Genomic DNA, 22,300 nt, shown 5'->3' with positions numbered 1-22,300 from the left:
TTCATAGGCATCTGTTTTTTGGTAAGTTATTTATATAAAAGTATATGACGGTTGTTTTTCTTGTATTTTATTCCTGAAATATACTCAAGTGACTGCAAAACGGACTCAAGACTCTGATTGTCGTGCTCTCCTGAAATAAGGTTGTCAAACTCCTGCCCCTCCTGGAAGACAATAGAGCAGTTGTACTCTCTCTCCAGCTCTCTGGCTACGTCCTGAATAGGAGTAGCGTCAAAATAGAGGCACCCTTTTCTCCAGCCTGCGGTCTCGTATAGATCCTGATGTTTTTTTATCGTACCCCTAAGGGAATTCACCTCAACCCGTTCCTGTGCAGAGAGTCTCATGGTTGCCTCCGGCATTTCAATCTGAACCTTACCTCTATCAACCTTAACGGACGTAATTTCATCCATATCGTATGACTTGATATTGAATGCCGTACCCAAGACTTTCACACAAAACTGCCCGGCACTTACCACAAACTGCCGGTCGGGATCCTTGGCAACATCGAAAAAAGCCTCTCCCTGAAGCCTCACTTCACGAGTCTGCTGTGTGAATTTTGTAGGATAACGCAACCGGGAACAAGAATTGAGGATAACCATTGACCCATCCGGTAAAGTAATATCTTTCCTTTCCCCATAAGTAGTTTCAATGCATTCATAATAAATATCCTGGCGGGAAACATCCTCATATAAGCGAAACAGGGAAAAGATGACTGCTATTGCGGCTGCAATGCTTCCTGCAGCTGCAAGCAAAGGCTTTAGGGACTTTCTTTTCTTTTTTCCAATTTTTTTTAAAAGCGCGTATGCTTCTTCTCTGTATTCCTTTTTCAGCGATTCTTCGGTTTTTTCGAGGAACTGCGATTCCCTCCAGACGCTAAATGCAGCCTCTTCAATAATATCTTTATTGACGGGATCATTACTCTCCTCCAAAAAGACGTAAGCCTCGTTTACGGTATAAGTTCCATTCAAAAAACGAGGGATCGCCCCGGTTTTATCTTTTTTTTCTTTCATGAACCAAAAGAATGCTTAAAATGTATTCTCGTATATGATATTACACTTGAGGCGAGTGAGACAGGGGTGGAGTTAACTTAATTTTAGATTTTTAAACAAATCAGGATCAATAACAGATCGGCCATGCTTCCGGGATATTTCGCCAAAAAGCTTCTTATTGATTTTAGAGCCTGCGTAATATGTTCCTGCACGGTATAGTTGGAAAGGTTCAATTTCTGGGCTATCTCACGGTGCGACATATGCTCTTCTCTACTCATCCGGAATATCTCTTTTTGTCGTGGCGTAAGACGGTTTATGGCTTTTTCAATAATTTCATTTAATTCATTATACAGAACGTTCCGGCTTGTGTCGTCATTGTAGTCGATAGCTTGCGAAAGAATTGCCTGCATTACTCTCTTCTCGCTTTCTATTCCTCTCAACATGTTCAATACCCTGTTTTTTACCATGGTATAAACATAAGATGAAAAAGAATACTCCGGATTAATAAAGTGACGGGATTGCCAAATAACCGAAAACACATCCTGGAAAATATCTTCAGCAAATTCCCTTGATTTAACAAATCTCATCGCAAAATAGATCAACCGGTCCTTGTAGCTGGCATATAATTCACTGAAAGCCTCTTCATCGTTATTAACAAGGCGAAATACAAGAGCTTTCTCATGAATATCTTGTGTGTCAGACGGATGATTATTCATAAAATTTTCATTGACCCGCAAAGATACAACTATAATTTCACCTTTTTGAAAAATAAATAAAAATCACTCCAGCATAAACCCCATAGAAGGGCCTTTTTCAGGGAAAACAGTGCGAAGCGGTTCTTCACTTCCGGAAGTGTAGTATCCGAAAAGCAATTGCGTCAATTTTCGGATATTGAAATGAAAGAGAGTTTCAGCGGGTGGGCCGTTTCTCTCTACCTTTCCTCTGTTTATAGTAAAAGAAGAGCTATTGATCTTAAGCAGTTCATCTTGAACGGATACTGAAAATGATGTTTGCGGGTACTGATCGGCGAATAGCGAGAGCAGCCTCTGTAAATCTATCACGCGTGCCATACCCATCAGGTTTTTTTTGGGCGGAAATCCGAAAAGTGCTGCCTCTTCAACCATGGCACGAAAGTCATCAAACGACTTTTGCACAGTCATGTCTTTATACCGGAATAAAGAGTCAAACTCCCTGTATGCAGTATACAGATTTTCCGAATGCCTTTGCAGCAAATCATTCAGGGAAGGCAACGCCTCTGTCCCTGGATCAAATGTCTGTATAAAACCTTGTTTATCGTAGAATTTCAACAACCATTCTTCTTGTGGTACAAGCAGAATAAGCGGTATGTCCCTACTGGCAGCGATGTCAAAACTTTTCATCAGCAATTGCCTGCTATACCCTTTTCCTCTGTATTCGGGCAGGGTACACACCCCCGAAAGGTAGATCACGGGGATCTCCGTGCCGCAGAAAGTGAACTGATAGGGCAGCATCTGCAGGGAAGCGACTGCTTTATTTCCTTCCATATACAGGAGAGTCTGATCGTTCCGGTATTTATGACGAAAGTAAATTTCCATATAGTCATCCGGATCGCCGAAAACAGTCTTCCACATGTCCCATACCAGCTGTCTAGTTGTATCGTCGGCAAATTGAATCATGTGCAATCAAATTTACGTTGTAAAAACTCAGTCGTCAAAGCAAGCTCAGCTTTTAACTCTCGCGTTATATTTCTCCAAGATAATATCTGGCTGATAAGAGAGCTTGGCCTGACGCAAATTGTCTATTCCCATATCTTCTTCCCGATTCACATAAACAAATCCGGATGCTTCATTTTCAACAAATTGCTGATTGATCATATTGTATGCCCCATGAATGGTTGTAAATGCTTTCTCCACATGAACCACTACCGTATCCCGCGTAAGAGGCTCGCCAATGGTAAAAGCGGCTATTTCGTTGTTCACACAGATAAGTCCTCCTCGTAAATTCAGGTATTCAAAATTTTCGAGCATCTGCGTAGTCGCGTAATCATCAAAGACAAGAGAAGGGTCTTTCTCTTCGCTATTTAACTGCATCCACTTGTCGAGCATGCTTTTGCATTCACTTACCAATTGGGGATTGCCGGTCAACGATTTATATTTCCACTCGTTCTCTCTTTTAAAACGATTGATGTGATTCCTTTTGCTCTGCAGCTTCTTCCCTTTGAGATGGATCAGCTTTTCTGTTGTGTAGATATAATCCGACACACTCCTGTTAAGCTTATATTCGAACACACCGGGCATTGACTCCTCAATCTCCTCAATCATCTCCTGTGTGAGCCCTCTGATCTGAAAAAGGGTGTCAAACTGGCTATGATCGTCCATGATGCTCGCGATACTTTCTTTCACATCGCCGGCACCGATAGGCTTCAGGTAAGAATTACGGCCGTTATTGTCTTTAAAGCGAATAAACAGCCAGCCATCTTTCACAGCAAACTGCGTATCAAACTTTTTCCCCCAGGCAAATAAGTTGGTGAAACAGAGGTCCGAGGCCCTGTAATTTTGTTTTTCGAGATACGAATTAATTGTTTCTCTGTCTTTTAATTCAATAGTTTTAAATGTAAGCATAAGATAACGGCTTTCTTTATCTTGTTTTGTGTGAATTATTGTTGTAAAATCGAAATATCAAATTGAAGTAAATCTTGCTTAAAGATAAAATAATGATTGAACAACCATATTTTCAAGCTAGCTTGAAAAAACATTGCCGGCCATTGGTTATTTATCAAAACAGACAAAAAACTAAACTTGTCCGGATAATGCCATAGCAAGTAAATATCCAGCTAAGGTAAACAAACACTACCAATAAAAGTTTACCATTGATGATCGATAAAAATGATTCAACCGGTCACCTTACTTCAATAACGCAGTATTTTCTCTAAAAATTGCAGTAAACATCTTAGTAGCAACGAAAAAATGCTTCCTCCGGCGGCTTTACATATACGAATAAAATGACGAATACGCAAAACAGACGTATTTATTGCCTGACCATACGGGTGTTAATAGATTTTCCTGAACAATTGCGGGATAAAAACAACAATTCAGAGACCCAAATACCATTTAGCTATAGAAAAATAGATAAGCACGCCTGATATATCGGCAATCGATGTAATCAAGGGAGCACTCGCTGTAGCAGGGTCCAGCTTAAAGCGAGTAAACACAAAAGGAAGAAGCATTCCGACCATACTTCCCACAACTACAGCCAAGACCATGGTAAGGGCAACAACCGGAACGATATCAGGAGAGCGCCAGCTTGCCACCAGCGATACACCGGCCGCCATACTTACCCCGAGAACCAAGGCAACGACAAATTCCTTACCCAATAACCTCACCCAATCTCTTCGCTGCACGTCACCTACGGCAAGAGCCCTGATTATGAGTGTAGCTGATTGGGATCCGGCATTTCCCGCACTGTCAATTAACAACGGCAGAAAGAAAACCAGCGCCACAACAGACTCAATAAGATGTTCAAAGCGTGAAATAGCTGCTCCCGAAAAAATATTTACGAAAACAAGGGCCATAAGCCATACAATGCGCTTCTTGTACAGGAAAGACACCGAAGCATGAAGTGGGTTGATTTTCGCGTCTTCAACGGCACCAAACTTATGAAAATCTTCTGTTTCTTCCTCTTCGGCAACATCAAAGATATCGTCAATAGTTACAATACCCAACAGGGTTCCGCCCGTATCGATCACGGGAAGAGCGGTTCTGTTATAATCTTTAAAAATCCTGATCGCCTTTTCCTGATCATCATAGGCACTTAATGATAAACATTTCTCACCGATCAGATTTTCAATCCGCACATCAGAGCCGGAGATCAATACATCACGGATAAGAATATCATCAATAAGCTTCCATTCATAATCCACCACGTATATTACATCTAACGTCTCCGCATCTCTTCCAAACTTGCGGACATGCTGCAAAGTCTCTTCAACTGTGAAGAAGGATTTGACTGCCACGTACTTTGGAGTCATGAGGCGACCAATACTATCCTCCGGGTAGCCAAGAAGTTGTATAGCAATACTCCTATTCTCAGGACTCAGCATCTGCATGAAGCGCTGAGCTACCTGACCGGGAAGTTCCTCAAAAAAAGCAGTCCGGTCATCAGGATCCATATCATTCATCAGATCTGCCACTTTTTTCGCATTATTGGCTAAATCAGAAATAATCTCTCCCTGCTTTATGGACGAGAGCTCCTGAAACACGTCTTTAGCCTTTTCACGCGGTAAAAACCTGAAAAGGACGGCAGAGTCGAACTCTCTGCTATGTTCAATGAGGAAAGCAATCGAAGGATTGTCCAGTGACAGCAGTTTCTCCTGGAGAATATTCCAGGACTGCTCTTTAATTAGTTTGCGGAATTGTGTTAATTTTTCATCCATTTCTACCTCCTAACCTAAGAGAATAAATACGACATAATACGACTGCGCTTAGACCACAGTGTATAATAACACCGAAATTTGTCTGCCCGACAAATTACTTTTTCTTAGCGTGGAGTGATTTGCTAAGGTACAGGGTGCATCACATGATTAAAACTTCCTGAAACCTACTATTTCCCTTACGTCAGTAATTGTTTTCCGAGCATTTTCGCGGGCTCTTTCAACTCCGTCGGACGTCACCTTCCGCAAATAAGCATCGTCTTTTTCAATTTCGAGCACCCGTTCACGGATAGGCAATGTAACTTTTATGATATCCTCGGCCAATTGCTTCTTGAGATCGCCATAACGTATTTCGCAGCTGTTCCACTGATCATTGAAATGCTGCACTACATCAGGAGCTGAAACAGTACGAAGAAGGGTGAAGAGATTCTCAATATAATCGGGCTTGGGAGAATTAGGAGCGGTAGGTCCGGCGTCGGTAAGCGCCTTTTTTACTTTTTTCTCTATATCTTTCGGACTGTCACTCAGATAAATAGCATTTCCTTCCGATTTACCCATTTTTCCACTGCCATCCAGACCTGGAATTTTAACCAGTTCCTCACCAAAATTGTAAGCCACAGGTTCTTTAAAGTACTCCACCCCATAGAAGTTATTAAAGCGGCGTGCAAACTTGCGCGTCATTTCCAGATGCTGTTCCTGGTCCTTTCCTACGGGTACCTTATCAGCATTGTGAATGAGTATATCTGCCGCCATTAGTGTAGGGTATGTCAGCAGGCCGGCATTGACATTTTCAGGCTGCTTGCGGGCTTTTTCCTTGAAGGAGGTTGTCTTGGCAAGTTCGCCCATATAGGCATGCATATTCAAATAAAGATAGAGCTCTGCGGTCTCATGCAGGTCGCTTTGGACATAAATCACCGATTTCTCCGGGTCGATACCTGCAGCCAGATAATCAACCAGTACATTTTTTACATTCTCGTGTAAATGTTTCGGGTCGGGATGCGTTGTGAGTGAATGAATATCGGCAATAAAAAAGAAACACCTGTTTTCTTCCTGCATCCGTATAAAGTTACGCAATGCACCATAATAGTTCCCTAAATGTAGCTTACCGGTTGAACGAATACCACTTAAAACAATGTCCATAATCTCTGTTGAAATGTATTGAGCTTCCTGAAAAAGGATTCGCAAAGATAATAAATTATCAGCAAAATGAGAATCCTTTTTGGTGGCGAAGCTGCCAGAAATCAATACTGATTCTAAAAAAGCCAATTAAAGAAATTTTTCCGTAAATAGTTCTTTTATATGATGCTGAAAAATACTATTTTTGTTGTCTGAAAGCAAAAATCCGAATACGCTCAGGCAGGCTTTCTAAAAATAGAATCATCAAAATAAAATCTTCAAAATAATTTAAAAAAGAACTTTATGAGTTGGTTAATCAAATCATCTATCGGACGGAAGTTCGTACAAAGTATTTCCGGTCTCTTCCTGATCCTGTTCCTGTTGTTTCATGTATCCATGAATCTGGTACTTGTATTCAGTTTCGAAACCTACGATTTCCTTGCCAATGAGGTACTGGGAGCCAACTGGTGGGCTATCGCGGGAACGGGCGTAATCGCATTGGGCTTTGTAGCTCATATCCTGTATGCCATTGTGCTCACGCTGCAAAACAGAAAAGCACGCGGCAAGGACAGGTATGCCTCATCCAGCAAAACCCCAACAACCTGGTCTTCACAGAATATGTTTGTATTGGGACTTTTCATTTTTATCTTCCTTATCTTGCACCTCTACCAGTTTTGGTACCAGATGCAGTTCAAGGAACTCTTCATGATCGATGGTGCCCGCCATGACAGTGCAATACTGGTTGAGGAGATATTTTCACAAGTCTGGGTTGTGATTGTTTACATTGCCTCTTTCGTAGCCCTGTGGTTTCATCTGACACACGGATTCTGGAGTGCACTCCACACAGTGGGATGGAATAATACGATCTGGATGAAACGTCTGAAAATACTGGGAAATGTTATTTCCACGGCCATCTGTCTGGGATTCATCATTGTGGCGTTGGCCATGCACTTCGGATTTTCCAATTTATTAGGATAACGCAAGAATTATAATATTATGAACAAGATTAATTCAAAAATACCACAGGGCCCTTTGGCTGAAAAATGGGCGAATTATAAGAATCACCAGAAACTGGTCAACCCCGCAAATAAGCGCCGCCTCGACATCATCGTAGTCGGTACGGGACTGGCCGGCGCATCCGCAGCCGCATCGCTGGGAGAAATGGGATTTAATGTGCTGAACTTTTGTATCCAGGACTCACCGCGTCGTGCACACTCCATCGCCGCACAGGGGGGTATCAATGCGGCCAAAAACTATCCAAACGACGGCGACTCGGTCTATCGTCTTTTCTATGATACCATCAAGGGAGGTGATTATCGCGCCCGCGAAGCCAACGTGTACCGCCTGGCAGAGGTTTCGAACAGCATCATCGACCAGTGTGTGGCACAGGGAGTTCCCTTTGCCCGTGAGTACGGCGGCCTGCTTGACAACCGCTCCTTTGGCGGTGCCCAGGTATCACGCACCTTCTATGCCCGCGGACAGACGGGACAGCAGTTGCTGCTTGGTGCTTACTCCGCGTTGAGCCGTGCCATTCATAAGAAACAGGTAAAGCTCTACACCCGATACGAAATGGTAGATCTGGTCATCATCGAAGGTCGTGCCAGAGGTATCATTGCGCGAAACCTGGTTACAGGCAAACTGGAGCGTTTTAGCGCACATGCCGTGGTGATAGGTACGGGAGGATACGGAAATACCTTTTTCCTGTCGACCAACGCCATGACCTCCAACGGTTCTGCAGCATGGCAGTGCTACAAGAAGGGTGCCTATTTTGCCAATCCCTGCATGGCACAGATTCACCCCACCTGCATTCCGGTACACGGTGAGTTTCAGTCGAAGCTCACCCTTATGTCTGAGTCGTTGCGTAACGACGGTCGTATCTGGGTTCCCAAAAAGCTTGAAGATGCACAGGCCATTCGGGAAGGGAAGCTGAAGCCCACCGACTTGAAAGAGGAAGATCGCGATTACTATCTGGAGCGCCGCTACCCGGCCTTCGGGAACCTCGTTCCTCGTGATGTGGCTTCACGTGCAGCTAAAGAGCGCTGCGACTCCGGTTATGGCGTGGGTACAACCGGTCTTGCAGTATATCTCGACTTTGCCGAGGCCATTCAGCGTCTGGGCAGGAGTGTGGTGGAAGCTCGATACGGAAACCTTTTCCAGATGTATGAAAAGATCGTGGACGACAATCCTTACGAAACACCCATGATGATTTATCCCGCCATTCACTACACCATGGGCGGTATCTGGGTCGACTATGAGTTGATGACCACCATCCCCGGCCTGTTTGCCATTGGCGAAGCCAATTTCTCCGATCACGGAGCAAACCGCCTGGGCGCATCGGCACTCATGCAGGGACTGGCAGACGGATACTTCGTATTGCCATACACCATACAAAATTACCTGGCCGACCAGATTAATGTACCTCGCTTTAAAACCGACAGGCCCGAATTTGATCAGGCTGAGAAAGAGATTAACGACCGTCTCGACCGACTGATGGGCATCAACGGAAAACACTCCGTAGATCATATTCACAAGGAACTGGGTCATGTAATGTGGGATTTTGTTGGTATGGGACGTGATGCAGAAGGATTGAAAAAGGCGATTGAAAAGCTGAAACAGGTCAAAGAGGATTTCTGGACCAACCTCCGCATTCCTGGAAATAAAGAAACGCTCAATGTGGAACTCGAGAAAGCTCTGCGGCTTGCCGACTTCATTGAAATAGGGGAACTGATGGCCCACGATGCACTCGACCGCGAGGAATCCTGCGGTGGCCATTTCCGCCTCGAACACCAGACACCCGAAGGGGAAGCCTTACGCCACGACGACCAGTTTTCATACGTCTCCTGCTGGGAATATCAGGGTGAGCAGAATCCTCCTGTAATGTACAAAGAACCACTTGATTACGAATTTATTGTACGTCAGCAGAGAAATTACAAATCGTAAGGTTTTTTAAACGACTCAAAAAACAACCAATCATGGATAAAGATATCAATATAAAAGTAAAAGTCTGGCGTCAGAACGGACCCAAAGATAAGGGATATTTTGAGACTTACCCTTTGGAAAACATCTCTCAAGGAAGTTCTTTTCTGGAAATGCTCGATATCCTCAATGAAAAACTTATCAACGAAGGAAAAGAGCCTGTGGTGTTCGATCACGACTGTCGTGAAGGCATCTGCGGCATGTGCAGCCTCTACATCAACGGACACCCCCATGGTCCCGATACCGGCATCACCACCTGTCAGCTGCATATGCGCCGCTTCAACGAGGGTGATACCATTACCGTGGAGCCGTGGCGTTCTGCCGGATTTCCGATCATCAAGGATCTGATGGTCGACAGGTCGGCTTTCGACAAGATAATACAGGCGGGCGGATATATCTCGGTCAATACCGGCGGCGTACCCGACGCAAATGCCATACCCATTCCGCGCGATGACGCCGAGATGGCGATGGACGCAGCAGCGTGTATCGGTTGCGGTGCCTGTGTGGCAGCCTGCAAGAACGGGTCGGCTATGCTTTTCGTGTCGGCCAAGGTGAGCCAGTTCGCCTTATTGCCACAGGGACGTGTGGAAGCTGCCCGACGTGCCAAATCGATGGTCGCCAAGATGGATGAACTAGGCTTTGGAAACTGTACAAATACCGGTGCCTGCGAGGTAGAATGTCCAAAAAACATTTCCATCAGCAATATCGCACGCCTGAACCGGGAATTTTTGAAAGCAAAGTTCAAGGACTGAGATATCACAAATATGTACTGAGAAAGCGTTACCTCTCTTTGCAAAGAGCAGGGACGCTTTTCTTATATGGATTTTAATATTCATTTGACAACTTATTTCTGCTCTGTTTTGTTTATCTTGTATCGCAAAGAGAGATTTGCGATACAAAAAAAGCAATCGTATGAAAACTAAGACAATTATCAGAAATGGCGTGGTCCTGTTATTGCTGACCATGTTCAGTGTACCGGCCTTTTCCCAGATCAGGTTCGGTATAAAGGCAGATGTGGGTTTGAACAATCCAAGTTTTAGCAGCGATGCACTCAAGGTGGAGAATATGACTTCATACAGCATTGGACCATCCATTGAAGCCATGTTATTACCTCTTGGCGTGGCCGACTTAGGCATCGAAGCCTCACTATTGTATAACGACAACCGCATGACGGTTTCCCGACTTACCGGAGGCGAAGGAGAGAAAGATGTATCTAACCGCTATCTGACCCTCCCGGTAAATGCCAAATTAAAATTCGGGGTAGGCGCGCTCCCCCTCAGGCTATATGCTGCCGCTGGTCCTTATGCCGGATATCTGATTTCCGGAGATGAGATTAGTATTCCGGACATAAGTGCCGATGTCAAAGCCAGGGATTTTCAGGCGGGTGTCAACGTGGGCGTAGGCTTTGAAGTACTCCGGTTTATTCAGGTGGGTGTCAACTACAGGGTACAGCTTACGGATAATTATTCGGTTGACCAACCAGACTGGAGAGACCCGCTTAATGGAAAGTCGGAAACCTGGAATCTCACCGGAACAATCTATTTTTAATGCATGTATGCCGATGTAATTCTTCCGCTTCCTTTTTCCGATTTGTATACTTACGCCATACCGGCAGCATTGCAGCCGGAGATCGGTATCGGATATAGGGTAATTGTCCCTTTCGGAAGCCGGAAACATTACACTGCCATTGTCCTGAAAATACACCGGGAACCACCCGATAATCTGGATATAAAGGAGATCCATTCTCTTATCGATTCCCATCCTGTGGTGAACGAACAACAATTGAGGTTGTGGGAGTGGATCTCTTTTTATTACTTATCCCCCCTTGGGGACGTATATAAGGCGGCTTTGCCCTCCTCAATGAAACCACGTGACCTGTTGCAAACATATACTCCAAGAACAGAGACTTTTATACAGATAAATCCGGAGAAAGAGAAGGAATATTCTGATAATCTGTTGAGGAGAGCAAAAAAGCAGCAGGCTCTTTTGGAGGAGATAAAACATTTTCTTACTGCAAACAAAACGGAACGTATCAGTAAAAAAGAACTTTGCGGTTTCAGCAATTTTTCAGCGTCAACGCTGAGCGGGTTGCTGAAAAAAAAGATTCTTACCGACATATGTATAGAAACAAGTCGCCTCGATAGTGATAAAATGCCTGTCCGTGAACCGTACCCGTTGAGCGGACATCAACAAGATGCATATATTGGTATAAATAATTGCTTCTTGCAAAAATCGACCTGTCTGCTGCATGGTGTTACTTCGGGGGGAAAAACGGAGATTTACGTACATCTCATTGCCCAATTGCTGGCGGAGGGAAAACAAGTACTCTTTTTGTTGCCGGAAATAGCTCTCACCACACAACTTACAAAACGGCTTCAGGCTGTCTTCGGCAACCGGTTAGGTATTTACCACTCCCGTATCAATCACAACGAGCGTGCAGAAATATGGCAAAAGATGTTGTCGGCCCAACCTTATGAGGTTATTGTTGGTGTACGTTCATCACTCTTTCTTCCTTTTCAGCGACTCGGACTTGTGATCGTGGATGAGGAACATGAAAGTAGCTATAAACAACAAGATCCCTCACCCCGTTATCATGCGCGCGACACAGCAGTGATGCTTGCTCATTTCTTTGGAGCCAAAACTGTGCTCGGCTCAGCTACACCCTCGATAGAATCCTATTATAATGCACTGACAGGTAAATATGGGCTGGTTACGCTGACAGAACGATTTAACGGTGTAACAATGCCGGATATACAAATTGAAAATACACGGGAGTTACGTCGCAGAAAAAAGATGAAATCACTGCTTTCCCCCGTGCTTATAGAATTGATTGAGCAGTCCTTGAAGGAAAACAAGCAGGTTATACTCTTCCGGAACCGGCGTGGATATGCACCCATAATTGCCTGCAGCCAGTGCGAATGGACACCCAAATGCAAACGCTGTGATGTATCGCTTACCTATCATAAAAAGGTAAACAGACTGGTATGCCATTATTGCAACAGCACATATCGTGTGCCGGAAAAATGTCCATCATGCCAGCAGATGAGCCTGGAGCCGATAGGACAGGGTACAGAACAACTGGAGGAGGAAGTTTTACGGCTATTCCCGGATAGCAAGGTGGCCAGGATGGATCAGGATTCCACCCGTGGAAAAGATCGTTTCGGACAGATCATTCATGATTTTCAACAGCGAAAGATTCAAATATTGGTGGGAACGCAGATGCTTTCGAAAGGGCTCGACTTTGAACATGTGAAGGTGGTGGGCATTATCTCGGCAGACTCATTGTTAAACCATCCCGATTTTCGTGCCCACGAACATGGTTTTCAACTAATGACGCAGGCCGCGGGGAGGGCAGGAAGAAAACAGACAGCAGGAACAGTGGTCATTCAGAGTGCTGATCCTGGGAACCCGATTTACTCCTTCGTAACCGGAAACAACTATGCGGGCTTTTTTCATGCCCAGCTTACTGAACGAAAGTTATTTCACTATCCACCGTTCTACAGACTAATCCGTGTTGTTTGCAAACACAAGGATCCAGGCAAAGCAGACAAAGCCGCTTCGCATCTTGCAGAGCTGTTAAGAAAATCGCTCCACGAACGTGTGCTGGGTCCCAACAAACCCGTTGTGGGACGTATCCAGCTCTTTTATATCCGGGAAATTCTGCTGAAGTTGGAAAACGGACTTTCCACACAGCAGATACGGGATACGTTGAAAAAAGCAGAAATGAATCTTCGCCTTGATCCCGATTTTAAACATGCAATGCTCTATTATGATGTGGATCCGCTTTAAATAAAAAAACCGGCACTCCTTCGGAACACCGGTTCTTTACTTTCATTCTTCCACGCCAGGTGGAATTTATTTCATTTCAATTTCTTCTTTCAGGTCTATTTCGTTTCCCTCATGATCATAAAAAATGTACTGCAGGAACCCGAGTTTCTGATCCGGTATAATTTGCATTCCCACGTTGTACTTCTTCTTCCATTTATACTTCAACGAAAACCAACCTTTCTGAACGTACGCCGCAACATAAGGATGTATGTGCAGACGGAATTTCTTCACTTTAAGTCTGTTTGCTAAATAATCGATCTTTCCTTCGAGTGTGTCTGTAAAAAGTATCGACGATTTAATTTTTCCTTTACCAAAGCAGGTGGGGCAAACCTCGCTTGTGGTAACTTCCATTTCGGGGCGGACACGCTGACGCGTAATCTGCATGATTCCAAACTTACTCAATGGCAAAATGTTATGCTTGGCTCTGTCGTGTGCCATCAACTCCTGCATTCTGGAGAGGAGCTTGTTCCGATGCTCCGCCTTGCCCATATCTATGAAGTCAATGACAATGATACCACCCATATCGCGCAAACGAAGCTGACGTGCAATTTCCTCGGCAGCAGCCACATTCACCTCATAGGCACTCTCTTCCTGACCCAGTTTCGATTTGTTGCGGTTCCCGCTGTTCACATCAATTACATGCAACGCCTCGGTATGTTCAATGATGAGATAAGCACCATTCTTGAATGTAACAGTTTTTCCAAAGAGCGATTTTACCTGTTTTGTAATGCCGAAATTATCTAAGATAGGCAATGTACCGGTATAATCCCTTACAATATTTTTCCTATCCGGCGCAATAATGCTCACATATTCGGCAATTTGCTTCGACACGTCTTTGTCATTGACGTGTATCTGTTCGAAAGAAGGATTAAAGATATCGCGTAAGAGAGCTACCGTACGTCCCGTCTCCTCGAAAATGAGTGAGGGAGCTTTGGTTTTCTGTATCTTTCCGATATTATCTTCCCATCTTCTGACCAGTACTTTTAATTCTGCATCGAGGTCAGCCACCCTTTTACCTTCAGCATTGGTGCGTATAATGACACCAAAATTCTTTGGTTTAATACTTTGGATGAGCTGCCTGAGCCGGGCGCGCTCTTCGCGCGATTTGATTTTTTGCGATACCGACACCCGATCAATGAATGGAATCAACACCATAAACCGTCCGGCAAATGAAATTTCGGCTGTCAGTCTCGGACCTTTAGTCGATATAGGCTCTTTGGCTATTTGCACCAAAATCTCCTGACCAACTTTTAAGATATCCGAAATAGAACCCTCCTTGTCGATATCGGGTTGCAGCTTCATCTTCTGAAGCTGCGGAATCTTTTTCTTGTCTTCAACAAGTTTCTGAAAATGCAGAATCGAGTTAAATTCAACCCCTAAATCCAAATAGTGAAGAAAAGCGTCCTTTTTGTGTCCCACGTTCACAAATGCAGCGTTGAGGGCGGGCATCAGTTTTTTAACTTTGCCCATGTAGATGTTACCAACCGCAAATGAGCCATCTTGGCTCTCCTGCTGCAGTTCTACCAGTTTTTTGTCTTCGAGGACTGCTATGGTTATTTCTTTGGATTGAACATCTACCACAAGTTCGCTTGTCACAATTGTTCTTTTTTTAATGTTTAAATAATAAATCCGGGCTTCTGTCTCACAACAGAAAGGAGGTTCACGCCAGAACCATTCCCTGTTTTATACACAAAGAACAAACTTAACTCCCGAAAGGTTTTTTTTAAGTTTGTTCCTGTATATGGTTTGTAAAAAAAGTGCTACGGGCTTACTTCTTCTTTTTGTGCCTGTTTTTTCTCAGTCTTTTTTTACGTTTGTGAACAGACATTTTATGCCTTTTTCTTTTTTTTCCGCTTGGCATTTTAGTATCTCCTTATCAATTAAATTATTTCGTTTCTTTTACCTGAGCAACAAAGGTCTTGGCCGGCTTAAAAGCAGGTATATTATGTTCGGGAATGATGATAGTGGTGTTTTTGGAGATGTTGCGGGCAGTTTTCTGTGCTCTTTTTTTCACGATGAAGCTACCGAAACCTCTTAAATATACGTTTTCGTTATTTGCCAATGAATCTTTCACAACGTCCATAAAAGATTCTACTGTTGCCAATACTGACGCTTTATCCACACCAGTGTTCTTTGCAATCTCATTTACAATGTCTGCCTTAGTCATTTTATTTATATTTTAAATATTAATAATAATCGCGTGTGTTAATTAGTAAAATTTTGGATTGCAAATATATAGCTTTTTTTTTACCCCAAAAAATAATTACGGGTAAATTTTCTGTTTTTCCATTATTTTCTTCAAAAATACTTTTTTTGATTAGTTTTGCAAGTCAAATAAAGGAATGGAACAAACAAGGAATCAATCGGACATCACTACGCGGTTACTGAATTGGTATAATGTAAACAAACGCGATTTACCCTGGCGGAGGACCACCAATCCTTATCATATCTGGTTGTCTGAAGTAATTCTGCAGCAGACGCGAATCGTACAGGGATGGGATTATTATCTGCGCTTCATTGATCGTTTCCCCGATGTACAGTCATTGGCCAGTGCCGAAGAGGAGGAGGTTCTCAAGCTTTGGCAGGGTCTTGGCTACTACACGCGTGCCAGGAATCTGCACGCGGCAGCGCGACAGATTATGAGTCGATATAACGGCATATTCCCTTCTGATTATTCCAATATCCTTTCGCTGAAAGGAGTAGGTAAATACACGGCTGCAGCCATTTCATCCATAGCCTTTCAGGCTCCTTACGCGGTGGTCGACGGCAATGTGAACAGAGTAATTGCCCGTTTATTTACAGTGGAAACGCCTATTGACACTGCCGAAGGAAAAAGAATTATTTCTGAAATTGCCCATCACCTCTTACCTCCCCGACATTCGGGGAATTATAATCAGGCAATTATGGATTTTGGTTCTCTGGTCTGCACACCGGTACAGCCAAAATGCGCCGATTGTCCCCTACAGGAAAATTGCCGAGCCTATGAAGAAAAAAGAGTGTCCGAATATCCGGTTATCCGTCGTAAGCCGACCGTAAGAAAGCGTTACTTTTATTATTTCCACATCCTTCAGGGGAACAAAACCTTTATTCAGAAAAGAAATGGTGACGATATCTGGAAAAGCCTGTATGAGTTCCCGTTGATAGAGACACCGGAAGCGGTAGATTTTTTTCAGCTTTCCCAAAAGGATGATTTCCTACGGCTCTTTCCGGAAAATATGAAACTATATGCCGAACATCGCCTCACAATTAAACATCAACTTACCCATCAGAGTATTCACTCCACATTTTACAGGATAGAGATTGCAGAAGGATCCGCTTTTAATCCGCCACAGGAGCTCATCCGCATCAACAAAGATGATCTGGCCGACTATCCGGTATCCAGGCTCACAGATAAGTATTTGGAAATAATTTGATGATTTTAGTTTGTCAATATCAAAATAATACTTAATTTTGTTTTCATGGCGTAAAACTATTCTTAACCCAAAAAATTCTTAAGTTATGTCAGTGAACAAAGTTATTCTGATCGGGAATGTAGGAAAAGACCCGGAAATGAAGTATTTCGACAATGATGTTGCGAAAGCGAATTTCTCGCTTGCAACCAGTGAAAGAGGTTACACCACCTCGGGCGGCACACAGGTACCTGAGAGAACGGAGTGGCACAACATTGTTTGTTGGAGGGGACTGGCACAAATTGCTGAGAAATTTGTGAAAAAGGGAACATTGCTCTATGTGGAAGGTAAAATTCGTTCGCGTTCATACGATGATCAGAACGGCGTAAAGAGGTACGTCACGGAAGTAGTTGCGGACAATATTGAGTTATTGAGTCGTAAACAGGGTGGCCTGGAAGGCGAAAATGGCGGAAACAGACATGATTTTTCAAGCACTGCGGAAATACCGGGTGAACCGAATGAGATTTCGGAAGTAGATGATTTGCCATTTTAAATAAAAGATTGTATTTTTGTGAGGGAATGTTTTACCATTTCATTGTGAGTGAAGCGTTAAAACATTCTCTCTCTTTGTTTCACTAATAAGCTGACACTTGGATCCTGACCCTTTACCGCTACTGGCTTTTTTGATTCCCGGTTTTTCACCGGTGGCTTCCGATTATCTTTTAACCGCACTAACCCTACTGCTTGTAATTATCAACGCTATTATCTCAGGATCTGAAATCGCTTTCTTTTCAGTTGATAAAAATTTCACTGAGCAGATGCACTCTTCGGAGAAACCTGCCAGAGTTTATATTTCCCGCTTGCTTAATAAACCTGAAAAACTTTCGGCATCGTTGATCATAGCCTACAATTTCCTGAATGTAACCATTGCTGTTCTTATCCTTTACCTGCTGAACAGGCTCCCATGGTTTTCCGGAAATCCGGCAGACTCGTTATTGCTGGAAATTATTATCCCCGTAAGCATCATTTTATTGTTTGTAGACATACTTCCAAAACTTGCTGCCTCCTATAATCCTTTAAGGTTTGCCATGTGCAATGCACCGCTGATTACGATTATTCATGGAATTACAAGCCCTTTCTCATCTTTGCTCGTTCATAGTATGACCAGCTTTAACCGTTCCATATCACAACGCAAGCACGAAATTTCGGTAGACGATCTTTCCAAGGCACTCGAAATCACCTCAAATGAGATTGCACACGGACAGGAGAAGGAGATGCTGGAAGGAATTATTCGTTTTAAAGACAAGATTGTAGATGACATATTTATATCGAGGAGCGACATGGTGGCCGTTGATTCACATACATCGTTTACCGAGGTAATTAAGTTCATCGTCGAAGCCGGCTTTTCAAGGATTCCTGTCTATGAGGAGAATCCCGACAACATCAAGGGAATTTTATATGTGAAAGACTTACTTCCTCATCTGGGTAAAACAGAGAGTTTTAAATGGCAGACGCTGATACGTCCAGCCTATTTTGTCCCCGGCACAAAACGAATAGATGATCTGCTGGAAGAGTTCCGTGCCGATAAGAACCATATGGCCATCGTTGTGGATGAATACGGAGGAACATCGGGCCTGGTAACAATGGAAGATATTCTTGAAGAAATTGTAGGCGACATAAGCGACGAGTATGACGAAGAACTCCCTTTTTATACAATGGCTGCAGATGGCTCCTACATCTTCGAGGGAAAAACCCCGCTGGACGAATTTATCAAAATCACCGGCCTGCCCGAAAAGGATTTCGAACCGATGCAGGATGAGATTGACACTCTCGCCGGCCTGCTTCTGGAGTTAAAAGGTGACTTTCCGAAACGAAAGGAGAGTTTCACTTACAAAAGGCACGTTTTTCAGGCGGAGGAGATGAGCAAAAAAAGGATTACTAAAGTGCGATACATCCCTCCAAAAGATTAATCTCTCTCATGCTGATCAGAAAAGAACATACCGGAGATGGAGGACTTCTGGGTATCTGGAAGATGGTGGAAACACGGGAAGAGTTGCTGCAGCTCTTTCCGAAGCATTTGCGCTCCGAGGCCGACACATACCTGAAGGATGTTCGTTCAGAAAGGCGCTCCGTGGAATGGCTTTCTACCCGTGTGATGTTGCTGGATCTTTTGGGAAGCGAGCAGATCATTCTGAACCGGAAAGATGGAAGCCCTTATCTGTCCGAGGGAAAGATCAAAATAAGCATTTCTCATACAAAAGAGTATGCAGCCATTCTTCTGCATGAGACCTCCGCTGTGGGTATAGATGTAGAGACACGTTCCGAGCGGGTTGTCAAGATTGCCGGAAAATTTATCTCAGAGGATGAATATATCGATCCGGCACAAAAAATTGTGCACCAGCTACTTCACTGGTCAGCCAAGGAAACACTGTTCAAACTAATCAATGAGCAGGGAATCGATTTTAAACAACACCTTCATATATATCCGTTTACTCCCTGTAAAGAGGGGCTGATCAGGGCCAGGGAAACCAAAACCAATAAGAGACGGTCATTCAGACTGCATTACGAGGTCCATCCCGATTATGTACTCACATGGGCAATAGAAGAAGGAGGGGCCTCGAAATAAAAACGCCCCACAGGCTTACCCGGGAGCGTTCCTAAGTCATAAACGGATCAATTACACATTCAACGATACCCTCTTAAAGGAGGTTACCGTAAGTTCCTTATCGTTTTCTTTCAAAAACTGTTCAATCGTTTTTTTCGGATCCTTCACGTACTCTTGTTGAAGCAGCGTAGATTCCTTATAGAACTTCTGCAAGGCACCTTCGGCAATTCTGTCGAGCAGGTTTTCAGGTTTACCGGCCTCACGGGCTTTTTCGCGTGCTATTTCCAGCTCTTTCTCTTTCACATCGGCGGGAATACTTTCAGGTGTCACGGCAATAGGATTCATTGCTGCCACCTGCATGGCTACGTCCTTTGCCACATGCTCATCCACGTTTGCCTTATTGAAACCGGCAATGGTAGCCAGTTTGTTTCCCATATGAATGTACGATGTAACGTAAGGTGCCGTGAGATGTTCGTAAAAGCCCAACTGCATTTTTTCTCCCGTAGCACCAATCTTGTCTGTGATCAACTGCGAAACAGTGCCGTTGGGTAACTCCAAAGCGAGTAATTGTTCAAGTGTTCCGGGTTTGTGCGAGATGGCGGCATCGAGAATCTGCTGGGTGAGTGCGATAAATTCTTCATTCTTTGCCACGAAGTCTGTTTCGCACTGCAATGCAACCACCGCTGCGAAATCTCCCGCTGTTGCAGCCAACACACATCCCTCCGACGCTTCACGGTCCTCCCGTTTAGCTGCTACTGCCTGTCCCTTTTTACGGATAATCTCCATAGCCTTGTCGAAATCACCGTTCGCTTCGTTAAGTGCATTCTTGCAATCCATCATTCCCGCACCGGTCATTTTGCGCAAATGCTGGATTTCTGCCATTGTAACTGCCATATTATCTTTTTCTCTGTTAATGTTTTTACTTATTCGTCAACCTCTTCATCCTTCGTGTATTTGCTCACAACAGCAGCTTTCATAGCTTCCGTGTCTTCTTTCTTTACACGCTCTTTTCTTGCCGATTTCGACTTGCGTTCCCTGCGCTGTGGTGCATCTTCATCCTGCTCTTCCGCAGCAGCTGCATCGGCCTTTTCTACTTTCCGTTCATCAAGGCCCTCTTTGATCGCTTCGCAGATGTATCCGAGGATCATGTCCACGGCCTTTGCTGCATCGTCATTGGCAGGAATCACGAAATCAATATTAGAAGGATCTGAGTTGGTGTCAACTATACCAAAAACAGGGATACCCAGTTTTTCGGCTTCTTTCACGGCAATCTGTTCCTTCATCACGTCCACAACAAAGATCGCCGATGGAAGGCGGGTAAGATCCTGTATGGAGCCCAATGTTTTTTCCAGCTTTGCGCGCTGACGGGTAATCTGCAGTTTTTCGCGTTTCGACAAGGTATCAAAGGTACCGTCCTTGATCATCTTATCAATGTTACCCATCTTTTTCACCGCCTTGCGGATTGTGGGGAAGTTGGTGAGCATACCGCCCGGCCAGCGTTCAATCACGTAGGGCATATTGATACTCTGTGATTTTTCTTCGATTACAGGCTTCGCCTGTTTCTTGGTAGCCACGAAAAGGATCTTTTTCCCTGCTTTGGCTATTTGCTTGAGTGCTGCCGCAGCCTCTTCCGTCTTGGCGATGGTTTTATACAAATCAATAATGTGAATACCGTTGCGCTCCATGAAAATATAGGGAGCCATCGCAGGATTCCATTTTCTCTTTAAGTGCCCGAAGTGAGCTCCGGTTTCAAGAAGTTGGTCAAATTCTAATTTTGCCATGTTTTGTTTGTTGATTAATTCGTTTACTTTCTTTTTCTGAACCGAACCGTAAGGTAAATTATGTGATTATACGTCAACCGGTTTTCCGATAATGTCCTTACGATTTAGATACTAAACGGAGCGGCCGGCAAGCCGCTTTATCTGTTTATCCGGCAACCTTTGCGTCAATAAATACACCGCTTGTGCCGGATGATCGATCCAATAAATTAACGTTTAGAGAATTGGAATCTCTTTCTTGCTTTGGGTTGTCCCGGTTTCTTACGTTCCACCACACGTGGGTCACGGGTCATGAAACCTTCGGCTCTCAGCGCCGCCTTGTCTTCGGGATTAATCTTCACCAAAGCACGTGCTATGCCCAGTCTGGCTGCCTCCGATTGTCCCTTGTAACCGCCACCGTCGAGGTTGATACGGATATCATACTTATCCGATACATTGAGCTTGTTCAACGGCTGTTTTACAATGAACTGAAGAATAGAAGAAGGGAAATAGTTTTCCAGTTCGCGTTTGTTGATGACGATCCTGCCTGTTCCTTCGGTAACAAATACACGGGCTACAGCTGCTTTGCGTCTTCCTATTGCATTTACTGCTTCCATCTTTATTATTTTAGCGTATTAATATCAAGTTTTTTGGGTTTCTGTGCCTGGTGCGGATGTTCTGTTCCGGCATAGACAAACATGTTGGTCAGGATGGCATCTCCCAGTTTGTTCTTGGGCAACATACCCTTCACAACTTTTCTGAAAAGCCTGTCCGGTCCCTTGCGCATCAGTTCGGCAGGTGTGAACTCACGCTGACCTCCGGGATAACCCGAATAACGATAATAAATACGATCGGTCCACTTGTTGCCCGAGAGTTTCACCTTATCGGCATTCAGGATGATCACATTATCGCCACAGTCCACATGCGGGGTAAAGCTCGCCTTATACTTCCCTCTCAGCAGTTTGGCTACTTTTGAACAGAGGCGTCCCAGGGGCTGACCCGTGGCATCAATCTCAACCCACTCTTTTTTAGCCGTTTCTTTATTTACAGAAATGGTTTTATAACTTAGTGTATCCACTTTTGTTGTTGTTTAATTAGTAAATAATTGCAAAGAAGATTTACTGGCTTCCTCTTTTTTGTCTTGCTAAGGGACATAAAGGCAAATAAAAAGCTATAAATCAAACTTTTAATTGATAAAAACTAATAATCGGACTGCAAAGTTACAATAATTCAGT

General features: G+C 43.9%; 21 protein-coding genes. 9 read left to right on the top strand and 12 right to left on the bottom strand.

Translation table 11 applies throughout. From position 1 onward, the window contains the following. Positions 1 to 26: 26 nt before the first annotated feature. The 6 genes from AC1HCU_RS14650 to trpS all read right to left on the bottom strand — a co-directional run bounded on the left by AC1HCU_RS14650 (position 27) and on the right by trpS (position 6,534). The gene (locus AC1HCU_RS14650) at positions 27 to 1,007 is read right to left on the bottom strand and encodes a FecR family protein (RefSeq protein WP_480367141.1); all 981 of its coding nucleotides are present in this window, start codon (positions 1,005 to 1,007) and stop codon (positions 27 to 29) included. An 83-nt stretch (positions 1,008 to 1,090) separates the two neighbouring features. Further along, complete coding sequence (locus AC1HCU_RS14645) at positions 1,091 to 1,702, bottom strand: RNA polymerase sigma-70 factor (protein ID WP_286880511.1); 612 nt, start codon at positions 1,700 to 1,702, stop codon at positions 1,091 to 1,093. A gap of 63 nt (positions 1,703 to 1,765) precedes the next feature. After that, complete coding sequence (locus AC1HCU_RS14640) at positions 1,766 to 2,641, bottom strand: GNAT family N-acetyltransferase (RefSeq protein WP_480367139.1); 876 nt, start codon at positions 2,639 to 2,641, stop codon at positions 1,766 to 1,768. Between the two features lie 45 nt (positions 2,642 to 2,686). Next, a complete protein-coding gene (locus AC1HCU_RS14635) occupies positions 2,687 to 3,586 on the bottom strand; it encodes a DUF2156 domain-containing protein (RefSeq protein WP_480367136.1) in 900 nt (299 codons plus the stop codon). Between the two features lie 470 nt (positions 3,587 to 4,056). Further along, positions 4,057 to 5,397 carry a magnesium transporter gene (mgtE, locus tag AC1HCU_RS14630; protein ID WP_480367134.1) on the bottom strand — a complete coding sequence of 447 codons (1,341 nt, stop codon included), beginning with the start codon at positions 5,395 to 5,397 and terminating at the stop codon, positions 4,057 to 4,059. Between the two features lie 147 nt (positions 5,398 to 5,544). Further along, complete coding sequence (gene trpS / locus AC1HCU_RS14625; RefSeq protein WP_480367132.1) at positions 5,545 to 6,534, bottom strand: tryptophan--tRNA ligase; 990 nt, start codon at positions 6,532 to 6,534, stop codon at positions 5,545 to 5,547. 279 nt (positions 6,535 to 6,813) lie between these two features. Here trpS and AC1HCU_RS14620 point away from each other — a divergent pair, with 279 nt between their 5' ends. From AC1HCU_RS14620 to priA, 5 genes are all read left to right on the top strand, one after another. Further along, on the top strand, positions 6,814 to 7,488 hold the full coding sequence (locus AC1HCU_RS14620) for a succinate dehydrogenase/fumarate reductase cytochrome b subunit (RefSeq protein WP_480367129.1): 675 nt from the start codon (positions 6,814 to 6,816) through the stop codon (positions 7,486 to 7,488). Positions 7,489 to 7,506: 18 nt separating this feature from the next. Then, the gene (locus AC1HCU_RS14615; RefSeq protein WP_480367127.1) at positions 7,507 to 9,450 is read left to right on the top strand and encodes a fumarate reductase/succinate dehydrogenase flavoprotein subunit; all 1,944 of its coding nucleotides are present in this window, start codon (positions 7,507 to 7,509) and stop codon (positions 9,448 to 9,450) included. Between the two features lie 32 nt (positions 9,451 to 9,482). Further along, on the top strand, positions 9,483 to 10,238 hold the full coding sequence (locus tag AC1HCU_RS14610) for a succinate dehydrogenase/fumarate reductase iron-sulfur subunit (RefSeq protein ID WP_480367125.1): 756 nt from the start codon (positions 9,483 to 9,485) through the stop codon (positions 10,236 to 10,238). A 160-nt stretch (positions 10,239 to 10,398) separates the two neighbouring features. Continuing rightward, complete coding sequence (locus tag AC1HCU_RS14605; protein WP_480367122.1) at positions 10,399 to 11,034, top strand: porin family protein; 636 nt, start codon at positions 10,399 to 10,401, stop codon at positions 11,032 to 11,034. Between the two features lie 3 nt (positions 11,035 to 11,037). Beyond that, positions 11,038 to 13,275: a replication restart helicase PriA gene (gene priA, locus AC1HCU_RS14600; RefSeq protein ID WP_480367119.1), complete on the top strand. Its 2,238-nt coding sequence runs from the start codon at positions 11,038 to 11,040 to the stop codon at positions 13,273 to 13,275. Between the two features lie 66 nt (positions 13,276 to 13,341). Here priA and AC1HCU_RS14595 read toward each other — a convergent pair whose 3' ends face one another. Continuing rightward, positions 13,342 to 14,910 carry an Rne/Rng family ribonuclease gene (locus AC1HCU_RS14595; RefSeq protein ID WP_480367116.1) on the bottom strand — a complete coding sequence of 523 codons (1,569 nt, stop codon included), beginning with the start codon at positions 14,908 to 14,910 and terminating at the stop codon, positions 13,342 to 13,344. 289 nt (positions 14,911 to 15,199) lie between these two features. After that, on the bottom strand, positions 15,200 to 15,481 hold the full coding sequence (locus tag AC1HCU_RS14590) for an HU family DNA-binding protein (protein ID WP_480367113.1): 282 nt from the start codon (positions 15,479 to 15,481) through the stop codon (positions 15,200 to 15,202). Between the two features lie 175 nt (positions 15,482 to 15,656). Here AC1HCU_RS14590 and mutY point away from each other — a divergent pair, with 175 nt between their 5' ends. The 4 genes from mutY to AC1HCU_RS14570 all read left to right on the top strand — a co-directional run bounded on the left by mutY (position 15,657) and on the right by AC1HCU_RS14570 (position 19,329). Beyond that, positions 15,657 to 16,727, top strand: coding sequence for an A/G-specific adenine glycosylase (mutY, locus tag AC1HCU_RS14585; protein ID WP_480367109.1), 1,071 nt, complete (start codon positions 15,657 to 15,659; stop codon positions 16,725 to 16,727). A gap of 85 nt (positions 16,728 to 16,812) precedes the next feature. Then, positions 16,813 to 17,256 carry a single-stranded DNA-binding protein gene (locus AC1HCU_RS14580; protein WP_480367106.1) on the top strand — a complete coding sequence of 148 codons (444 nt, stop codon included), beginning with the start codon at positions 16,813 to 16,815 and terminating at the stop codon, positions 17,254 to 17,256. Between the two features lie 97 nt (positions 17,257 to 17,353). After that, positions 17,354 to 18,673, top strand: a complete 1,320-nt coding sequence (gldE, locus tag AC1HCU_RS14575; protein ID WP_480367103.1) for a gliding motility-associated protein GldE — start codon at positions 17,354 to 17,356, stop codon at positions 18,671 to 18,673. A gap of 8 nt (positions 18,674 to 18,681) precedes the next feature. Continuing rightward, a complete protein-coding gene (locus tag AC1HCU_RS14570; protein ID WP_480367100.1) occupies positions 18,682 to 19,329 on the top strand; it encodes a 4'-phosphopantetheinyl transferase family protein in 648 nt (215 codons plus the stop codon). A gap of 51 nt (positions 19,330 to 19,380) precedes the next feature. On the opposite strand, the gene tsf is transcribed toward AC1HCU_RS14570, so the two are convergent. From tsf to rplM, 4 genes are all read right to left on the bottom strand, one after another. Continuing rightward, a complete protein-coding gene (tsf, locus tag AC1HCU_RS14565) occupies positions 19,381 to 20,202 on the bottom strand; it encodes a translation elongation factor Ts (protein ID WP_480367097.1) in 822 nt (273 codons plus the stop codon). A 29-nt stretch (positions 20,203 to 20,231) separates the two neighbouring features. Then, the gene (gene rpsB / locus AC1HCU_RS14560; protein ID WP_480367095.1) at positions 20,232 to 21,089 is read right to left on the bottom strand and encodes a 30S ribosomal protein S2; all 858 of its coding nucleotides are present in this window, start codon (positions 21,087 to 21,089) and stop codon (positions 20,232 to 20,234) included. 206 nt (positions 21,090 to 21,295) lie between these two features. Beyond that, entirely contained in the window at positions 21,296 to 21,682 is a 387-nt protein-coding gene (gene rpsI / locus AC1HCU_RS14555; RefSeq protein WP_480367093.1) for a 30S ribosomal protein S9, read from the bottom strand. Positions 21,683 to 21,687: 5 nt separating this feature from the next. Then, positions 21,688 to 22,143, bottom strand: a complete 456-nt coding sequence (gene rplM / locus AC1HCU_RS14550) for a 50S ribosomal protein L13 (protein WP_480367091.1) — start codon at positions 22,141 to 22,143, stop codon at positions 21,688 to 21,690. Positions 22,144 to 22,300: the final 157 nt, after the last annotated feature.

It is taken from the genome of Proteiniphilum sp. LBM24028 (genome assembly GCF_056629195.1).
This window is presented reverse-complemented; position numbering and strand designations above follow the sequence as displayed.